Genomic DNA, 18,114 nt, shown 5'->3' with positions numbered 1-18,114 from the left:
AGCTGTTCCTTCAGTGGTTCGGCTTTTCATGAATAGACCTCTCTTTTCTTCCGTTAGGCATGTTATGAGAGGTCTATTTTTTGTTCGTGATATCCATGATTAACGCCAGCAATCCGATCAACAGGGTACCGAAGCCAATCAGTACCATGAATACTTCAAAAACACTCAACAGCCTCACCCCCTTTGACGGCAAAGACGTGTCAACCGTTTACCCACGTGAAAGAACAGCTCTTGGTTAGTAGTATAGCACAAATTATACTAGATATGCGAACAAATGTTTGTGTATTGCTTTTTAGTACATATTCTTGTTGAGCCTCTAGAATCATTTTCAATTTATAATGCTTTCACAGCTTCGTCTAATGAGGATAAACAAAGAAGAGGGATGGATGCTTGTATAGTATAATATATGCGGGGTGGCTTAGTGGCTTGTAATTCATTTAGGGGATAAAGCATTCAAAGGCGCAAATGCCCGTATGACAAGGTGAGCAACATGTCGGGGGGTTAAGCATTGAGCGAAATTGCGTGTGCAGGTGAAACGAGCTTAACCGTTGACGAAAAGCCCCGCAACTTCTTTCAATCAAATGCGGGGCTTTTCGCTATCCATTTCATATTGCATCCAATCTTATGTTTCCTAATCTGAACATTCATTACAATCAAAAGGTGCCCTGTGCCGGAGCTCCGTTTACTTGTTCAATGCATTCGGGGCAATAATCCGTGTGACGTGGCACCCAAGCTGACATAAACTCCGCTTTGAACTTTAACCAGTCATGTTACCAGCATTGGACATTCTCCATGGCAATTGAATGGAAAACTTAGTCCCCAGACCAGGTTCGGATTCCACTGAAATGTCGCCGCCGAGCGATTCAATCTTCATCCGGACTGCATCCAGCCCGACACCCCGGCCTGAAATGCTGGACACATTCTTCGCGGTACTGAACCCGGTAGCAAAAATAAATTGATGGATGGCTTCATCTTTTATGTTTTCGGAACCCTCAGCGGTCAGCAGTCCATTTTCAATTGCTTTCTTCATGACTTTTTCACGGTTGATACCGCCCCCATCATCTTCTACCTCAATGAAAACATGATTGCCACACGGAAATGCTCGTAATAACAGATTCCCTGCTTCCGGCTTGCCCTTTTCCTTTCGTTTGTCAGGAGGTTCAATGCCATGGTCAGCGGAATTGCGAATTAAATGGATCAATGGGTCCCTAATCTCATCGATGACTGCCCGATCCAGCTCTGTTTCCGCTCCAATGATGTTAAGATCAATTTTCTTGTTTAAATCTTTTGCGAGGCCTCTGACGATAAGCGGGAATCGATTAAAAATTTGTCCGACAGGTGCCATCCTTATCGTTAACATGAAGCTCTCCATATCCCGGGAAATTTTGGATATCTGTTCGGTTGTATCGATCAGCTCTTGATTGTTCAGCTGGGTTGCAATATCCTCCAGACGTCCGTGCTCCAAAGCTAACTCTTCAAACAGATTCATTAAGTGTTCAATTCGTTCACTGCTTACCCGAATCGTTTTAGTTGAAGCACGTTTGTTTTCCGTATGTTTAAATTTATCCTGTCTGGTATATCGTTCGACTGGAATTTCATTCACGATCCTATCTTCTCTATTATCTGCTGAACGTTCACTTTCACGAATGTCATAATTCGCTATCACTACATCTTGAACCTCGGAAATGTTATGTATGCGTTCTTTAATTTCGCCGGAGCATGCGGTTGATAATAAAATTACCGTGAATTCCTGATTGAAATTCTCCGCTTCCAATTCCTCAACAGCAGGTGTCGATTTGATCATATCCCCAAGCTTCTCCAATACTTCAAATACCATGTAGACACGTGCTGCTTTTAACAAACAGTCCTCGGATAATTTGATCGTGATCTGCAACGTGCTGAAGTCTTGTTCTTTTGCTTGCTTCAGTACCGTCCTCTGATATTGATCCAATTCCACATGGGCAGCTGGATTTATTGCCGCAGCAATCTGTCCATGTACCAGATCTGAAGTGCCCTTTTCAAGCTGTTCCAGGCGGTAAACAAGGCCTCTCACATCTCGTTTGCCACCGTCTCCTTCACCAATCTCATGGGTCATTTCCTCTAAATCCTCAAGTGCTTCGAAAAGAATCTCCATAACCTCTTCATTAACGGCCAGCTCATTATTCCTGATTTTATCAAAAATATTTTCCATTTTATGGGTTAACGAAGCAATGTCATCAAATGCCATTGATCCGGCCATCCCTTTTAGAGTGTGAGCCGAGCGAAAAATAGCATGGACAATATCAATATTGCCAGGCTGTTTTTCCAGTTTCAACAGATGATCATTCATGGCCTGTATATGTTCGTTACTATCATCAAGGAATAAGCTGATATAATCATTTGTATCCACCCAAACCCTCCTAACATTTACGATCGAATAAAACAGTCACCCTTTCACATAATAAAGAGCTACTCAAGGGAAAGTTGAATAGCCAAAGAATTAAACCGTCTACATTGGCAGCCAGGCGATCATAGTGCATCACGTTAGACCCTAAGCTTTGCGTCCTACCCTTTCGAATAGTTTGCCTTTTTCAACCGACAAGGTTACAAAGTACTAGTAATATTTTCCTATATTTATTATAAAACGGTCCTTTCACAAAAAGCAACTTATTTTCATAACTTAAACGAATTAGCTTCAGCAGCATCATAAAAGCTGACCTGAAAGTTATCACTGATTGTCCCTTGGTCAGCTTATAATCACATGCCTATTTCCTTGAAATCTTTTTCAGTCCTCAACCTGTGCCAATCGGCTTCGCTTCTTATCGCTCCGCAACTTTCTACTTCTACTGCATACGTCTTTTGGGGAATCATCACCGAGACGGCAAAATAACATTCACATAAAGCCACTTCCATTGATTAATGGTTAATTTTGACCGAATACCGTTCAATAGATAGGGATCATCTTCCCGATGCACTTGCCGTAAATTTTCGTGCAACTCCCATTTTAATGTGCTGTTTATTTGCTGCCCTATCCAATATCGGTTATGATTTTGACGCCAATAGTCTAACAACCTGGATTTAATCTTTGCACCTGCGTGGGCAGAAAACTCCCCGTTAGCTGCATCAAACGTTCTGTAAGCTTCCCACAACCCGAACAGTCCCTCCTGAAAATAGGTTCCGCAGTAGTCATAAAGACCTAGTCTGCGAGCAAAAAAATAAATACATCCATCATACTGTTTGACGTGATCCAAAAAAGATTGTTTCAAGCGTTTCACCTTCTCTCTTTATATTTACAATTTTTTCACACTTCTATTATACACATCCGTCAAACATCGTAAGCTTTTGCCAGGTTTTGTCGAATGGGAATATTTCAATCGGGTTTTGATGGAAAAAATGTCGATTGCTGTATATTGTTGTCGTATTTTCAGGTAAAACATCCCATTTTTCAAAGGAGTTTATACCATTTTAAATTTATGAACTTTTTGTGAATATTTTTAAGAAATGAATTGTGATATACACGAAAAATATTGTATCTATATAGAAAGTATGGTACAGAAAATAAAAATACCACAGTGGATCGCACCGTGGCAGGGGCTAAAATGATTTCGATTTTATCTTTCAAAAAACGAGCACACTGAGTTCGAATGCTCGTCTGAAAAACTGTATGAATGATGAGGAATGACTTGCCTTGCTAGGATCCGGCAACAATATGGAAGCCGGAATCAACGTGCAGTACTTCTCCGGTAACACCGCGTGCCAAATCACTCAGTAAAAACAATGTCGCATCCCCGACCTGATCCTGATCAACCTGCCGGCGGAGCGGTGCTTTTTCTTCAATAACGGACATCTTTTCGTTGAAGCCGGAAACACCTTTGGCTGATAACGTGCGAATTGGACCTGCCGACACAGCGTTTACCCGAATTCCGTCTTTACCAACATCTTCTGCAAGGTAACGCACGCTTGCTTCCAGCGCAGCTTTGGCCACACCCATCACATTATAATTCGGGACAACACGTTCCGAGCCAAGGTATGTCTGAGTTACGATGCCGCCTCCCTCACTCATATATTTTCTGGCTTCCCGTGTCACGGCAACAAGCGAATAAGAGCTAATGTTCTGGGCCAGCAGGTAGCCGTCACGGGATGTATCTGCATAATCACCTTTCAGTTCATCCGTGTTGGCAAACGCAACAGAATGGACAAGCCCGTGAATGGTTCCGGCATCATCGCCTATTTCCTGAAAGGCTTGCTTAATACTGTCATCATCCTCAACGTCACATGCCACAACCAATTTGGCATCGATTTGATTTTTATCCAGCAGCTTTTCCAATTTTTGCTTTGACCGCTCCTGACGATACGTGAAAATAAGATTAGCCCCGGCATCGTGGAGCGATTTGGTGATCCCCCAAGCAATGCTGCGGTTATTCGCAACCCCCATCACAACGATATTTTTATCTTTTAATAGTGCATTCATATATATGTACCTCCGATTGAACGTTTCATAGTTATAATGTAGCATACTTAGGACCAGGTGTTAAATACTTGAAGTTTGAGTAGTTACGTAGCGGGCAAAATATCATTCTGTACAATTATTACGTATGCACGAAAAAGTGATATCTCTCATGAAACAACATACAGCGTAAACGTTCGGTTCAGTTCCTTCGCCCATTTCCGATACACCGGCAATAATGTAAACTGTAATAATTCTCGAACGCTGCCATAACGGTTTGCTTCATATGCATCCACCACGCTATCCAACGCGTTTCTGACTTTCCCTGTCAATGATTGGATATCATCGGTCAGCAGTTCTTCCGGCAAATTAAGCACAGATTTTTCAATCGTAGAAAATGCCTGGACAATATCCTCGAATAAGGAAATGGTCGCTTCATATTTTCCATGTTTCAGTAACGTTTGCATATGCTGCAGCCCTTCATCGACTGTCTCCAGTAATGCTGAAGACTGTTTCATGACATCACTATATTTTTCCATATAGAATCCTCGCTTTGTATGTATTGAAAGCCATCAGGCCCCATTCACTAAAATGAACGATGCGCTGATGCTGAGCTAAAATCAGCCGCCAAATTGCTGCATGAGGTAATTGGACTGTGAATTCATTTGTTGAATCGCTTTTTCCATTTGGGTGAATTGACGCCAGTAACGATCCTCCACCTGGACTAAACGGTCTTCAAACGCGGTGATGCGGTCGTTCATATCATCCAATCGTTCGCCCATGGTATACTGGCTTTCGGTTGTAAATGAATTACCCGCTTTTTCAGTTATCTGATCCATCGCCTGATTAACCGAATCCGTCATCCGCTGCAGAATACCATTTTCATTATAAGAAGACCCTTGGCTTGTAAATAACTCTTCAACAGCTTCGGGATTGTTCTGGATAGCCGATTTTAATTCAGCCTCGTTAATTTCCAGTTTACCGCCTTCAAGGTAATTAGGTGTTGTGTTGATGCCAATGCTCGCCAATTGGTCGTACCCGGACGGAATGCCACTATTTTCTACCTGTGTATAAAAGTCACGCCGCATATCATTCAGCGCACCGGACAGCATTGGATCTCTTCTCAACATACCGCTTTTCGATTTTTCTTCCCACAATTCCTGCTGATGTTCTGACATATCCTCGCGCTGTTTCTCTGTCAACGGACGATAATCCCGGTGGCGCTCTTCCTGGAGCTTATCTTGAACATTTCCGATCAGTTCATTATATTTTTCCACAAACCCCTTGATATTCTCAAAAACAGCATCCGTATCGTTGGCGATATTGACTCGTACGTTCTCACCGGAAAACTCGTGCTTCAGATTAAAAGTCACGCCGGATACTTCAAATGAGTTGGACGTTCTTTCCGTTGTTAAGCCGTTCAAGGTGAATTTGGCGTTTTGGCCCCCGTTTTCCTGTGTGTTATCGGTGAAATGCAATTGGTCTGTTGTAAAGGAACCGGAAGTTATAATTTCGTCCCCGTCGCCACCCTCGTTAAAATGACCGGTCTCTGTTCTCGTCAGCGACATTTGCCCCGTCATGTCGTCATAAAACATACTGACACCATTATCAGCCCCGTTAACCTCATTGACCATTGAATCAAATGACTGGCTTCCCTTGATATTAAACATTTCATTTTTGAAGCCTTCTTCAGTGTGGGAACCAACCCCGAAATTCATATAGTCATAATTGTATTTAACTTGAACGTCCGAGTCGGCTTCAATATGACCATCATCCATGGTAATAATTCCTTCTTGACTGTCAATCGAGCCCACAACATTATTTCCACTGTCCACGATATCTGTCCCAGCGGCCGTATATTCTGATTCACCAATCGTTAATGTTAAACCATCTGCACTCACCTGCTGATTGGAAAGCTTAATTGTCGTCCCTTCAGCAGCCGTTGTCATCGTATCCACTTGAAAATCAGTAACGTATTTGGCATCTATTTTCGAACCTTTGCCAAGGTCATTTTTAAACGTTAAATCGCCTGTATCAGTATCCACATTAACCTCATGATCAGCCAATTCCTCTGCTGGTTTACCGGTAACTGCGGTATAATAGTCATTGCCCACCTGGATCGACATATCCTCTAAATTTGTTAGCGTCGTGCCTGCCTGAAGGTTAAGGGAAAACTCATTATTATCCGATTTGACAGAGATCGATTCTGATTTGACACTGCCCTGCTTCCAGGTAATCGGGTTAGAGAATGCTGCTTCCATTTCTTTAAGACTCTTTCTCGTATCAACGGATTCCGGATCATCGAAAATACTGCTGGCATTCACCTTCGTCGCAGCGCTCGCCAGCTGCGAGACCTCGGAAATATTATAGGATGACTGACTCGCTGCACTTGAGGCACTTGCCGTAACCAGATCGCTGTTTGTAGAGGAGGTCGTCCTTTCCCGGAATGCAGTCGACATCTTCATATCTGTCAGCTGGGAGCGAAATTCCATAAAATTCTTATTCACATCGCGGTACGCATCACGCTGCCACGTCAACCACGTGCGATCCTGTTCCATATTCTGAAGCGGCATACGTTCCGCCTTCATCAGGTCATTAACCATCTTATCAATATCCATGCCTGATGCCAGACCGCCAATTCGCATAATGTTCACCTCTGGAGTTTGTGGTTATCTATTATTTAAGTCATTTGGTTTAGGGTTCTTTTATATTATATCGGGTGATGGGTCGGGAATGTTTAGGGGGAAGACTTAATATATTGATGAGATTCATTCTTATTGAAAATGCTTCAAAACCGAGATGTATTTTTAAAGTAAACCAACTTTATCCCGATCTGAAAGTGGACCAACCACAACTTCTAAGTCATTTGGTTTTAATTCTAATAAATCCTTGGATGTAAACTTGCAATGGAGGGTTTTTTAAATCAAGTTTCTTCCCAGTCCAAAATGGTGTGTATGTTATATACTTGGACCTGAATAGTTATCAAAATACTTAAGATTACATATACTTTCTCAAAAAAATGAAAAAGACTCTAGAAAAATTCTAGAGTCCCTTACAAATAATCTTAAATTAACGAAGCAACTGCAATACCCCTTGAGGCATTTGGTTTGCTTGAGCCAACATGCTCTGTGATGCTTGTGCGAGGATTGAACTCTTCGTTTGGTTCATCATTTCTTTCGCCATCGTGCGAACATTTACTTTCATAAATGACTAGACTATATCTTCACCCTCCAATGTTCTGATAGGGGTCGGGCACTTCGGATTCACAATGTTGAACCGCCATTGCTTCACCTATGGATTTCATCATCATAGCATTTGCCTTAGATGGTTTATCCTAGTCGTTGAACCTTCTCCAGTGTTTCCGCACAGGAGCTTGGCTGCTGATTGCCCAATCTTTTCTTTTTTTAACCATCACGCCTATCGTTTCCAATTACGTTGTGGTAAGAAAAGCTCTAAGGGATTTCCAGCAATTCACCCGATAATACTCGCTAACCGTTACCAGCTAGGACGACCGTGCTTATTACTGCTTATGCAGCAGTTAAAGCATAATCTACGTCGCGGATACGAGATTCCGCAGCAGTTAAGTTTTCAGTTGATGTGCCCAAGTTATTAATAGTATGGTCTAAACGGTTTTGATAAGCACCAAGGTTAGAACGTTGTGAAGATACTTCTTCAATCGCATCGTTAATTACAGTAATAGCTTCAGCAGCAGCCTCATGTGTTGAAACATCAAGGGCTGCTTCAACGGTTTCATTGTTTGTGCCATCTGTAACAGAGTCTTCACCTGTAAAGCCTTCCGTTCCAGCTGTACCAGTTAGTCCAAGGGCATTAGCTCTCATATCACTAATTTCAATTGACATGCTCTGACCTTCATTCGCACCAACTTGGAAACTGGCTTGGAAGCCGTCCCCTCCAGTTCCTCCAGTTACAGAAAAATCACTAGCTGATAGATCTGTTCCTGAAGCTGTATCTTCTGTAAGGGTTAACACGCCAGAAGACGCATTTGCCGAGTATGTTCCCTCACTACTTATTGCTGTTGCAATCGCTGTTGCCGTTGCTGCTGCATCATTTCCAGCATCAAAGTCCGTTCCCTCTGTCAATGAAACATCTCCAAAAGTTACTTTTTGTCCAGCAGAAACATTACTGGTAAGTTCAATATTATAAACACCAGGAGTTGAGGTACTATCGTTACTATTGGTTTCCACTGAAAAATTCCCCAGTTCACCTGTAGAACCACCATTTAACAACTCTTGCGTATTAAATTCCGTCGTATTCCCAACACGGTTAATCTCAGACGTTAATTGGTTAATCTCCTTTTGAATTTCTCCACGGTCCGTATCTGTGTTCGTATCGTTTGAGGCCTGAGTTGCAAGCTCACGCATACGTTGCAGGATGCTGTGTGTTTCATTTAAAGCTCCTTCTGCAGTCTGTATCATCGATATCCCATCCTGCGCGTTGGTCTGTGCTTGCTCCAAACCACGAATCTGACCACGCATTTTTTCGGAAATTGCTAAACCTGCAGCATCATCAGAAGCATTGTTAATACGAAGCCCCGATGATAGCTTTTCCATAGAACTTTGTTGTGCGTTGTTTGCTTGGCCTAACTGACGATACGTGTTAAGCGCTGCAATGTTGTGATTAATTCTCATTTTCCATACCTCCATGTAAATGTAGTTTTTTTGCGGGTCACATCCTTGTGTCCCTCGTGATAACAACCCTTATTCAAAGTTGTTATCTCCTTTCTAATGTTATGGCCATAACATTCATGCATCATGATGATGTATGTCTTATATCGGCAGGTTTCGAGAATGTTTAAATCTTTTTCGGAAAAATTTACAGGACTTTTGAAGGATATTAAAAGGGCAAAAAAATAAGCCTGCGTGCTGCAAGCTTTCAGTAGTCAATGCCCACTTCTTGTTCGAGGATTGAAATACGAGCATTGGACTCGGCAAGATCATTGTTGAATTTATTTAGTTTATGATCGATTTTGCGTACATCACCACGCATCTTTTTCATTTCTGTCTCTATGTTCTCTGCTCTGGTTTCTAGATTTCCTACTCGATTTTCCAAATTTTCGACACGGCCGTCTAACCTGTTGACACTTTCCTGTACCTCCCCAACATCTTTGGACAGTTCCTGAATCGCCACAAACAGATCATCCATGGTTATTTTGCTCATCCGGTTTGCCCCCAATAATTGATAGACTTATCATAGCATTCCAGCACCTGTCCAACAAGCGAACATAATGTGAAATTCGACAGGATAACAGCCTGAAAATTTAATTTTTCAGCATAGGAAATATGAATTTTTGTTTCTGCTGTAACAGCCATTTTTCAAAACCAGACTTTTTATAGAATATCTTTCACCATCCGCTCCACCAGTGCTTCCTGATACCCCGCTTTACCTTTCGCCTTCATCAGATCGGCTACCTCCACCAACCGTGGATGTTCAATCCGATTCAACTTCTCCAACCGTTCCTCCGACAATTCCTTTACCGGGTTGCTCTCAGCATAGGCCATACCATCCATATGCCACAACTGAACGCGGCCTCCCGGATACCTATCCAACAGCCGTTGTGCCATTCCCAAGCCTTCCGGGTCAAAGTCGCCGGCATAATGCAGGGTGCACTCCGATTCGGTCAGTCGATCCAGCAGCATTAATGCAGCGAGCGTAAACTGACCGTTCGTACAGACAATCGATGCATCCGGTTTGTAATCCAGCAGTGTTGCACAGACACCGGAATTTTCCACGATCCAGACATCTGAACCGTAAGATGGATAAATCTTTGTCAGCGGAACCAGCTCGCGAATCGGGACAATCTGCACCGTGTTTTGCCCGACAGCAGCTTTCCAAACAGGGTGCATGCCATCAGCCGTTTCCGCATACAGCCCGGCACACGTAACATAGTTCAGCAAATCATCGCGGTAAATGTTAAAGTCCTGCAGCAATTCATTGATTGCTTCAGTGCTGAAGGGATGAGCAATATCAGCCGCCACAGCCAACAGATGCAGCCATAATTTTCCTAAGTCCGTCTGCAAATCAAACGCATGCGGGTCACCGGTAATGCGCTGACTGAACATCGGCAGCCGCTCCGGTGAAACCGGCAAATGACGATAAGCGCCATCAACCCGGGCAGCCATCACCGCAAAACAATCCGGTTCCTTATCAATCAGCGTCCATATCCAGCGAACATCGGCGCTATTTTCCAGCAAGTGGTCAAACCAGAATCCCAAAGCAGCATGTTCTGCCCGCAATTCTTCAATAAAACGGCGCAAACTGTCTGTCTTCTCCTGTTTCCATTGCTTTTTGGAAATGATCACTTCACCAAAATACGCATCCAGCAATGCCTTCAATTCAACGTCACCAAATCGGGTGTCAGCTAACTGTCGCTCAAACGCTACAACCGAAATCGAGCCTTTTTCCGCCAACCTTGACCCCGGCATGCCGAAAAAGCCGCCGATTACCTCCAGTTCCTTCTCCGTAAACAACCGAACTGGTACAGTCCCACCGATTCTACCGAGTGACTCGTATTTCTTTTTAAACTGAGCGAATAATTTTTGATAGGCTTGTTCGCTTTTGAAAAATCTCACAGCTGCCTGCATTGCTTTATCCATAACAAACGTCCTTTACGAATCGGTTGCCGCAACTTCATCTTCCCCGCTTACGACCAGATGCCGGGTGTTGCCGTCCCAGTGATAGCGGATGACGCTCACAAAGCTTTCATTTTTGGGCCGTACGAGTTCCGCGATGGCCAATGATGAAATCGTGTCATAGTCACCCCAGAGCACCTGGGAGTTCATAATATAATCAAACTCAAGCTCCTCAACGATTTCGAACATTTCCCGAATGTTGTTTTCGTCGACGCCGGCAAATGCTTCATCCAGCGAAATAATATACGGCGCGGTTTTATCTGCTTCCAAGTATCGTGAATAGCATGCCGTGAACAGAGGAATATACATGGCCATTGCCTTTTCGCCGCCTGAGAATTTGTAAAAGGCATGGTTGGTTAGTTCACGTTTTGGTTCGCCTTCGCGCTGATATGATAAAACAAACGAGAACCAGTTCCGGTAATCCAGCACATCCTTGAGCACCTGCAGCAACGTGTTGCCCTCACCTTTCACTTCAACGAGTTCTTTGGCGCGTTCGATTTTGGAGCGGAAATGCTCAATCACCTGGTTAATGTCTTCTTCTTTCAGCAAGCGGGCATCACGCCGCAGCAGATCAACGAGTTCTTTCGTGTCCATTTCAGCTTCGGTTTCGGCGGTGCGTGGTTTCCACTTGATTGAGAATGACAAGCCAGATGATGAATCACTGTTCGTCATCAGTTTGTTCATCTTTTCCGTCCAGTCCTGTGCCCGGTTGATCCGGCTCCGGAGCTTTTTACCGACCGAATCAAACAGGATTTCTTCATACAGCTGGCGGTCCTGATCATCAAGCATAGACTGTTGCTGTGCGCGGTCTGTTTCGACTTTTTCCTTAATGTAGTACGGGCTGACCCGCTTCCCTTGAAAATCTAGCTCAATCAGACGACGGCTCGTTTTCTGCCGCCAGTTATCCATTTGGATGCGCTGTTCTTCGTTCCAATCATCGCGCATCCAATCAAGCTCCGTTGCCGGCATTTCCGTATCCGTCATGCGGTATTCCATCAGATTGGATTGCTGTTCGAAATAAGCACTCGTCAGCTGGCTTTCAATCGTTGATGGGTCTTTTTCTTTCAAAAAGTCCTTATATTGTTTGGCAATCGCCGCTGCTAATGCGTCCATCTCCTGATCAGGTACGTCAACAAATCCCAGAGTGACCTCATCGTTAAAGGCTTCCTGCCAGGCTCCGATCATGTTTTTCCAAAACCCGAGTTTCTGCTCGGCGGTCTGCATTTCACCCACGAGCACATCCCTGTCCGCTACTTTTTTCGGCAAATCCGTTTTGATCTGATCAAGCTCATGAGTCGTCGCACTGATGTCTTCCTGAACTTCCTGGATTTGCCGGCGGATATCGGCAACGCCTGCCGATTCCAGCTGCTTTTCAATTTCGGCGATGTTTTGTTCCTTCTGCGACTGCCGATCAGCAAGTACATTTAACTCGCCCTGCAGTTCATCAACTTCTGAAACGAGTTCGTCCAGCCGTTCTTGAGTCTGCTGCAATTGCTGTGCCGTATAGCGGTATGTCGTATGCTTATTGATCAGACTATGCAAATCTTTTTCATACTGCCGCATGATTCGTTGTGCTTGCTGATAGGCTTCATACGAAAATTCAAGATTGAAATCACGGGTTTCTACGTCCAGTTTGCTTTTGATTTCCCGATAGGCCTGATTCAACTGGCTCATTTGCTCGTCCATCTCATGCAATTTTTTCTCGTATTGGCTGATGTCAAAACGTTTCTCTTTAATATGGGAAAAGCTCTCCGCCAAATCCTCATCCACCGGGAAAGCAGCGATCGCATCTTTCGCTTCCTGGATATTGACCCGTAATGCGTCGATATCCTGCTCAACCGTTTGTTTTTCCGTTTCCAACGCTTCGATTTCGGCCGTCAGTTGTTCAATTTGCTGCTGTCTGTAGCGTTTTCGAGCATTCCGGCCGATGAACCGTACTTGCTCAACCCGTACGGCGTGGCCGCGCATCAGGCCGATCTGATATGTGCCATCACCGTTAATCACCACACTGTCAGCAGTGTCGTCGTCGACCAAAATACTGCGCAGAACTTCATCAACCCTTACTTCGCTCACAGTAGCCTTATCATCCAAATCCGGCTGCAAATAATCAGCAAGCGTGTGCGCCATCATATTCGGAGTTGCTTCCAAAATCCGGTCATGCTCGATCGGAAATGCCTCATCGGTAATCAGGGCATCCAAAAGCCCCGCATCGATCAATGCCGCTTCAATGTTTTGTCGTACATCTTCCGGCGTGTCTTCCTGAAATTCGACCGCTTCATAGAACGGCACAAAATGGTACCCCGATTCAGCTAATTTGCGGCGGGCATCGCGTGTCTGCTCCTGCTGATTCGGCGGTTCGGGATCACGTTTCTTTTTTAATTCATCCAGGTCAAGTTGCTTACTGCGGATATCCTCTTCAATCCGGGTGATCCGACTATCTTTCCGGGCAATCTGCTTGTTGATTTCCAGCTCATAATCGGTTCCAGCCTGGACAAACGCCGTCCTGATATTTTCATACTTCACCGGCTCATACAAACGATACATGTCCCGCGATGTCTGCTGCAGCACCTCGTCACTGATCGGCAAAAAGTCATAGCGCTCAGCCCATGTGTGAATTTCCGATAATTTATCCTGCTTATCTTTTTCAAAAATACCGAGCCAGTCCTGCTCTTCCTGCTTCAGTTTATCCTGGTCCATTTTGGCTGAAGCCATGTCCCCGTCAAGATCGGCAATGGCCGTTTTCTTTTGCTCATACTCCCGAAGCTGGTCTGTAATCGACTCCAGCGCCTGATAATGCTGTTCGGCTTCTTTTTTCCACACCGAAAAATCGTGATCCGTATCCTGGTGGCGCTCGAAGTCATCCTTGTTAAGACTGTGCTGTAAAAACGAAGCATCTTCTGCATCCTGGTCCAGGTCATCAATCATGTCACCCAGCTCACGGCCCATATCATCCAGGTCCGCTTCCAGCTGCTCCTGTCTTTCTTTCGTGCGAAGTTCCTGTTGTTTTTTCTCTGTGAGGGCCTTGTCTCTTTTGTCGTGATCAGCCTTGAGTTCCCTTAATCCTTTCTCTTCGTTCTGTTTTTCCGTTTCCAAATTCCACACTTTATGGCTTTGCAGACGGTTACGTTTCTGCTCCAGGACAGCTGACGTCTGGTCCAGTTCACGTTTCCGTTCCTCAAATTCAGCAATTGATGCTTCCAGTTTCTGTTTCTGGTTCTGTTTTTCGGAAAACGTTTTTTCTTCCTTATTGTAGCGCTTCTTAGCTTCAACATACTGATTGGCCTTGTCCGCCAATTTATATTGATTATAGGTATCATACCGTTTCAACAATTTTTCCAGCGCTGTCGCTTCCCTTTCCAGCTGCTCGATCTGCTGTTTCGTCTGGTCCATATGCTCAATCGTATCGGACAAATGGCGCAAATCGTCATCCGTCAGTGGCGGCAGGGATGCCTCCAGGATTTCATAAATGGCAGTCGGGCGAAATTCCTTTGACAGTTTCGGACTGCGCAGTTGAATCAGCAATTTGATCAGATCATCATATGCATCCATATCGGCAAAGCCGAAAATATGCTTATTCACCAGTTTCATGTATTCGCCCTGTGTCCGTACAACTTGGCCACCGCTTCCAATCCGGTTTTCCAGCTGGACGCGTGACAACGGGATTCGTTGCTTTTCACCGCCGTTATTTTCCAATTCGTACAGGGTGAAATCTTGTCCTATACGACGGTTATCGGTGATGACAAACCCCCAGAAATTCATATTTTTATGGCGGCGCGCCTGCAATCCGATACCGGTTGTGATAAATTGATTCGTGTCCTCACGTTTGTACTCGAGGAACAAATAGCCTGTCCGCTCATCACGGTCAACCACGTCTTTTTCTCCAAGCAGATAGTCTTCCATTTTGCGTGCCCGTGACCCAAATGGATCGAGCCGGTCGGGTGACTTTTTCCCGTCAAGCAAAACCGGCAATATACTTTGCATCGTCACAGATTTACCGGATCCATTCGAGCCCCGGAGTAAGAGCTTTCCGTCCGCAAAATCAAATATTTCATCGTCATAATACCAGAAGTTCAACAGTCCGGCCCGATTCATTTTCCATTTATGATTCTTGCTCATGTGTCTCACCCTCCCGTGCTAAAAAGTCTTTCGGATAATGCCCTGTCGCCCGTCCGAACAGTGGTTTGATGATATATGCTTCGGTCACAGGCTCCACGTCTAGCATCTCCCAATCCCACAGCCAATCGACCAATTCGTTGGTCATGCTGGCGATGGTTGATTCCCGATAGTGTTTGCTCCAGCCTGTTCCATAAATTCCCCGGACCTCGGTGACGACCTCCTCTAGGGCGATGCGGGAAATGCGTATCGTTCCAAGTTCATCCGGCTGATAGGTATCCTGGCTCCGCAAATAGCTTGCCATATGCAGCGCAACATCCATAATTGCTTTTTGATCCGGGAACAGAGACAATTCCTGTTTTCGTTCGTCTGCTACAAGCAAGGCAGCATTTTTGAACACCTCCAGCCTGAACTGGGTGTGTTCCTCTATATCTTCGCGCAGCCGATTACGGAAATTACGAATGTAGGCAAAATCAGGGTCATCCTCACCTTCCCGATGTACGACCGGTGAAATGAATAATTTACGGTAGACGCGTTTCCGTCGTTCATCCGCTTCATGTCGCTCCCATTCACTTGCCAGAATCTCCTCTGTTGTTTCGTATTCGAATAAGTCCCTCGGATACGAGCGCATGAAATACCGCGCGTAAACGGTCGTTTCATACAGCACTTCCTGTTCTGCATCCATGGCAAACCGGTCGATTTCACCTTCAACTGACTTAAGGATCGTTACCTTCTCCAGCATCTTGATCACCCGGACAAGCGAACGGCGGTGGTTGTAGTTCGTCCAGTCAAGCGGAAATTCCCCCGGATACAGGTCTTTGATTTCCTCACAAATATCGGATAATAAAAATTGCTCATCGACCGAGCGATTTTCTGTGAATGCCAGCGCACAGCAGAACATCGCATAATCCCGCGGTTCCTGAAAGTCCTGAATGCCCATCCAGCTCTTCGGTTCAACCGGTATTTTTTCCAGCTTGATGAAATGCTGGTGGACAATCAGGTCAAATCCTAATTTATCATCAACGTAACGTTTCAGGACTTTTTCCCGCTCGCGGATCAGCTGGTACGTTTCAGGCTCTTCAAGGCGCAAGATCCAGAATTTTTCCAGAAGCAGTGCCAGTGCCCGCTCTGCTTTGTCATCAAATTGATTAACTTCCATCAGGCGTTCACCTCATCAAAAAATTGAAATGTCACGTTTGGCATCTCAATACTACCATCTTCCGCATGCAAAATAACCCGCTCGCCCTGCTTCATTATGACTTTTACTTGGCGGCCAAATTCGGTTTTAAACGACCGGTCTTTCCGGGCCATTGCTTTGCCAACCCAACCGAGCAGCATTTTCCGTACATACGGCTCAACCGTTGGCAGTTCTTCCAGCCGAATTTCGTTGCCCGTCATATATTTTTCCAGCGTTTCCTGTTCAAGCTGCTTGTTCCGCAAATGCTCAAGACGGGCTTGTTCTTTTTGCTGCTGCTGGCTGAGGATGGCACCGGGCCGTGTTTTTTCCCGGTAATTCCGGATGCGAGGCTTTGTTTCGTGTTCCATCGGGTCCTCGTCCCAAATATCCGTGTAAATATCATCGGTCGGGACGTGATCACTGAACAAGTGTCTTGTGTGGAAAACCCCGAAAGCAACCGAGGACAATTCATGAGCTTCTTTTACATCGTCCATCGAATCAAACCACTCAGCCAAATGCAGATAATCCTTTTTACGACTTCGGAAATAATGATGGCGCTCACCCAGACGCTGCACAATTCGTGTGATGCGGCGGATCTGTTCATTCGTCCTTGTCTGCAGCATATCCAGATTGCTTTCCCCATGTTTACTGCCGAGGAACCAGTCACATAAACTGCGCCATTTTTCCGCCTGATCCGTGATTAGTGCTTGTTCATCCAATCCAACATCCTCAAAACGGGGGACCTGTTGCTGATGGATGATGACCTGATTGATCAACGGCTCCAATTGTTTGATGCTGATGGTCCCGAGAAGCTGCTGGATTTTCAGGGCTGTTTGCTGAAGGCCGATAATGAAATCGCGCAAATACGTGGTGAATTGATCCTTATAGGCGAGAAATGCTTCGGTCTGCATCCGCTCCTCAGCCGCTTCACTGTTGATATGTGCCATATAGTCGGACGTATTTTGATTAATCGACCGGAAGTATGCGAAAATATCATTCCACAGCTGAGCGCATTCATCAGCAGGTGGCAGATCCTGGCCGTTGACTATTGTCTCTACTTTTATCAATTCCTGGTAAAGCCGTTCAAACTCTTTCCGCTCAAGTGACCCACCGAATGCCTCCCCACCTTGTTCCATCTGCTGAAGCATCCGTTCAAATTCGATTGTATATGGTGTGGACTGATAGCGGTATCGTTTTTTCTTAAACTCCTCGATGGTGCTGGCACGGCTCATTTCCTGCCGCGCAACTAGATTGTTCCACTTCACAAGCTGGTCAAGATCCTGATGCAGCTGATCTTCCGTAAAGTCCTGGAACCCGTCAAGATCCTTCAAATGCGTAAAGATTTCTTCCGGAAAAAGAAATTCCCGCATTCGCTCATGCTGCACGTAAAAATAACGGAGAATCGCGCGGTAGCTCCACGCTTTATCCGCTGTCAAATAGGAGGCTTCCTGCACTTTTTTGAAAGCTTGTCCCTGCATATTGATCACTCGCAATTTTCGACTTTCTTCTATTGTACGTCTGCGGCGGGGATATGTCTATCGAAGAAAGTGTGGAAATTCATGTGAACTTTTGAATGGGTAGGGGGGGTCTCGCTCGAGTTGGACCTCTGCTCGCTCGAGTTGGACCTACATCCTCTCAAATCAGGCTGCTTGAGCGCAGATCCCAGTCAGCCTGTGCATCATTTTACCTATCGAATCATATGGATAAAAAAGCTCGCTTGACGGTATGTCGATTTTTCTGCTAGTTTT

At 45.0% G+C, this 18,114-nt stretch carries 13 protein-coding genes and 1 riboswitch; all 13 genes read right to left on the bottom strand.

Features of this window, described 5'->3' with window-relative positions:
* Positions 1-73 precede the first annotated feature (73 nt).
* Positions 74-169 carry a putative holin-like toxin gene (locus E4U82_RS03310; RefSeq protein WP_167751314.1) on the bottom strand — a complete coding sequence of 32 codons (96 nt, stop codon included), beginning with the start codon at positions 167-169 and terminating at the stop codon, positions 74-76.
* Positions 170-757: 588 nt separating this feature from the next.
* A complete protein-coding gene (locus E4U82_RS03305) occupies positions 758-2,389 on the bottom strand; it encodes a chemotaxis protein CheA (RefSeq protein WP_135108611.1) in 1,632 nt (543 codons plus the stop codon).
* 103 nt (positions 2,390-2,492) lie between these two features.
* Positions 2,493-2,576: riboswitch (cyclic di-GMP riboswitch) on the bottom strand.
* 273 nt (positions 2,577-2,849) lie between these two features.
* Positions 2,850-3,245, bottom strand: coding sequence for a sigma factor (locus tag E4U82_RS03300; RefSeq protein ID WP_167751313.1), 396 nt, complete (start codon positions 3,243-3,245; stop codon positions 2,850-2,852).
* A 425-nt stretch (positions 3,246-3,670) separates the two neighbouring features.
* Positions 3,671-4,450 carry an enoyl-ACP reductase FabI gene (gene fabI / locus E4U82_RS03295; protein WP_135108609.1) on the bottom strand — a complete coding sequence of 260 codons (780 nt, stop codon included), beginning with the start codon at positions 4,448-4,450 and terminating at the stop codon, positions 3,671-3,673.
* 146 nt (positions 4,451-4,596) lie between these two features.
* Positions 4,597-4,965 (bottom strand): DUF8042 domain-containing protein, encoded by a 369-nt coding sequence (locus tag E4U82_RS03290; protein ID WP_135108608.1) that lies wholly within the window; start codon positions 4,963-4,965, stop codon positions 4,597-4,599.
* A gap of 81 nt (positions 4,966-5,046) precedes the next feature.
* Positions 5,047-7,071, bottom strand: coding sequence for a flagellar filament capping protein FliD (fliD, locus tag E4U82_RS03285; RefSeq protein WP_135108607.1), 2,025 nt, complete (start codon positions 7,069-7,071; stop codon positions 5,047-5,049).
* 424 nt (positions 7,072-7,495) lie between these two features.
* The gene (locus tag E4U82_RS03280; RefSeq protein WP_280687475.1) at positions 7,496-7,597 is read right to left on the bottom strand and encodes a flagellin; all 102 of its coding nucleotides are present in this window, start codon (positions 7,595-7,597) and stop codon (positions 7,496-7,498) included.
* A 356-nt stretch (positions 7,598-7,953) separates the two neighbouring features.
* Positions 7,954-9,075, bottom strand: coding sequence for a flagellin N-terminal helical domain-containing protein (locus tag E4U82_RS03275; RefSeq protein ID WP_135108606.1), 1,122 nt, complete (start codon positions 9,073-9,075; stop codon positions 7,954-7,956).
* Between the two features lie 244 nt (positions 9,076-9,319).
* Complete coding sequence (locus tag E4U82_RS03270) at positions 9,320-9,604, bottom strand: DUF2730 family protein (RefSeq protein WP_135108605.1); 285 nt, start codon at positions 9,602-9,604, stop codon at positions 9,320-9,322.
* 170 nt (positions 9,605-9,774) lie between these two features.
* On the bottom strand, positions 9,775-11,040 hold the full coding sequence (locus tag E4U82_RS03265; RefSeq protein ID WP_135108604.1) for a TIGR02679 family protein: 1,266 nt from the start codon (positions 11,038-11,040) through the stop codon (positions 9,775-9,777).
* Positions 11,041-11,052: 12 nt separating this feature from the next.
* Positions 11,053-15,192, bottom strand: coding sequence for a TIGR02680 family protein (locus E4U82_RS03260; RefSeq protein ID WP_135108603.1), 4,140 nt, complete (start codon positions 15,190-15,192; stop codon positions 11,053-11,055).
* The gene (locus E4U82_RS03255) at positions 15,176-16,348 is read right to left on the bottom strand and encodes a TIGR02678 family protein (protein WP_135108602.1); all 1,173 of its coding nucleotides are present in this window, start codon (positions 16,346-16,348) and stop codon (positions 15,176-15,178) included. The genes E4U82_RS03260 and E4U82_RS03255 overlap by 17 nt, the downstream gene beginning before the upstream one ends.
* The gene (locus tag E4U82_RS03250; protein WP_135108601.1) at positions 16,348-17,844 is read right to left on the bottom strand and encodes a TIGR02677 family protein; all 1,497 of its coding nucleotides are present in this window, start codon (positions 17,842-17,844) and stop codon (positions 16,348-16,350) included. The genes E4U82_RS03255 and E4U82_RS03250 overlap by 1 nt, the downstream gene beginning before the upstream one ends.
* Positions 17,845-18,114 lie beyond the last annotated feature (270 nt).

This window comes from Lentibacillus salicampi, from assembly GCF_004565465.1.
Lineage (GTDB): Bacteria > Bacillota > Bacilli > Bacillales > Amphibacillaceae > Lentibacillus > Lentibacillus salicampi.
Note: the sequence above shows the minus strand (reverse complement) of the source record. Positions and strands in the feature narration are given on the sequence as shown.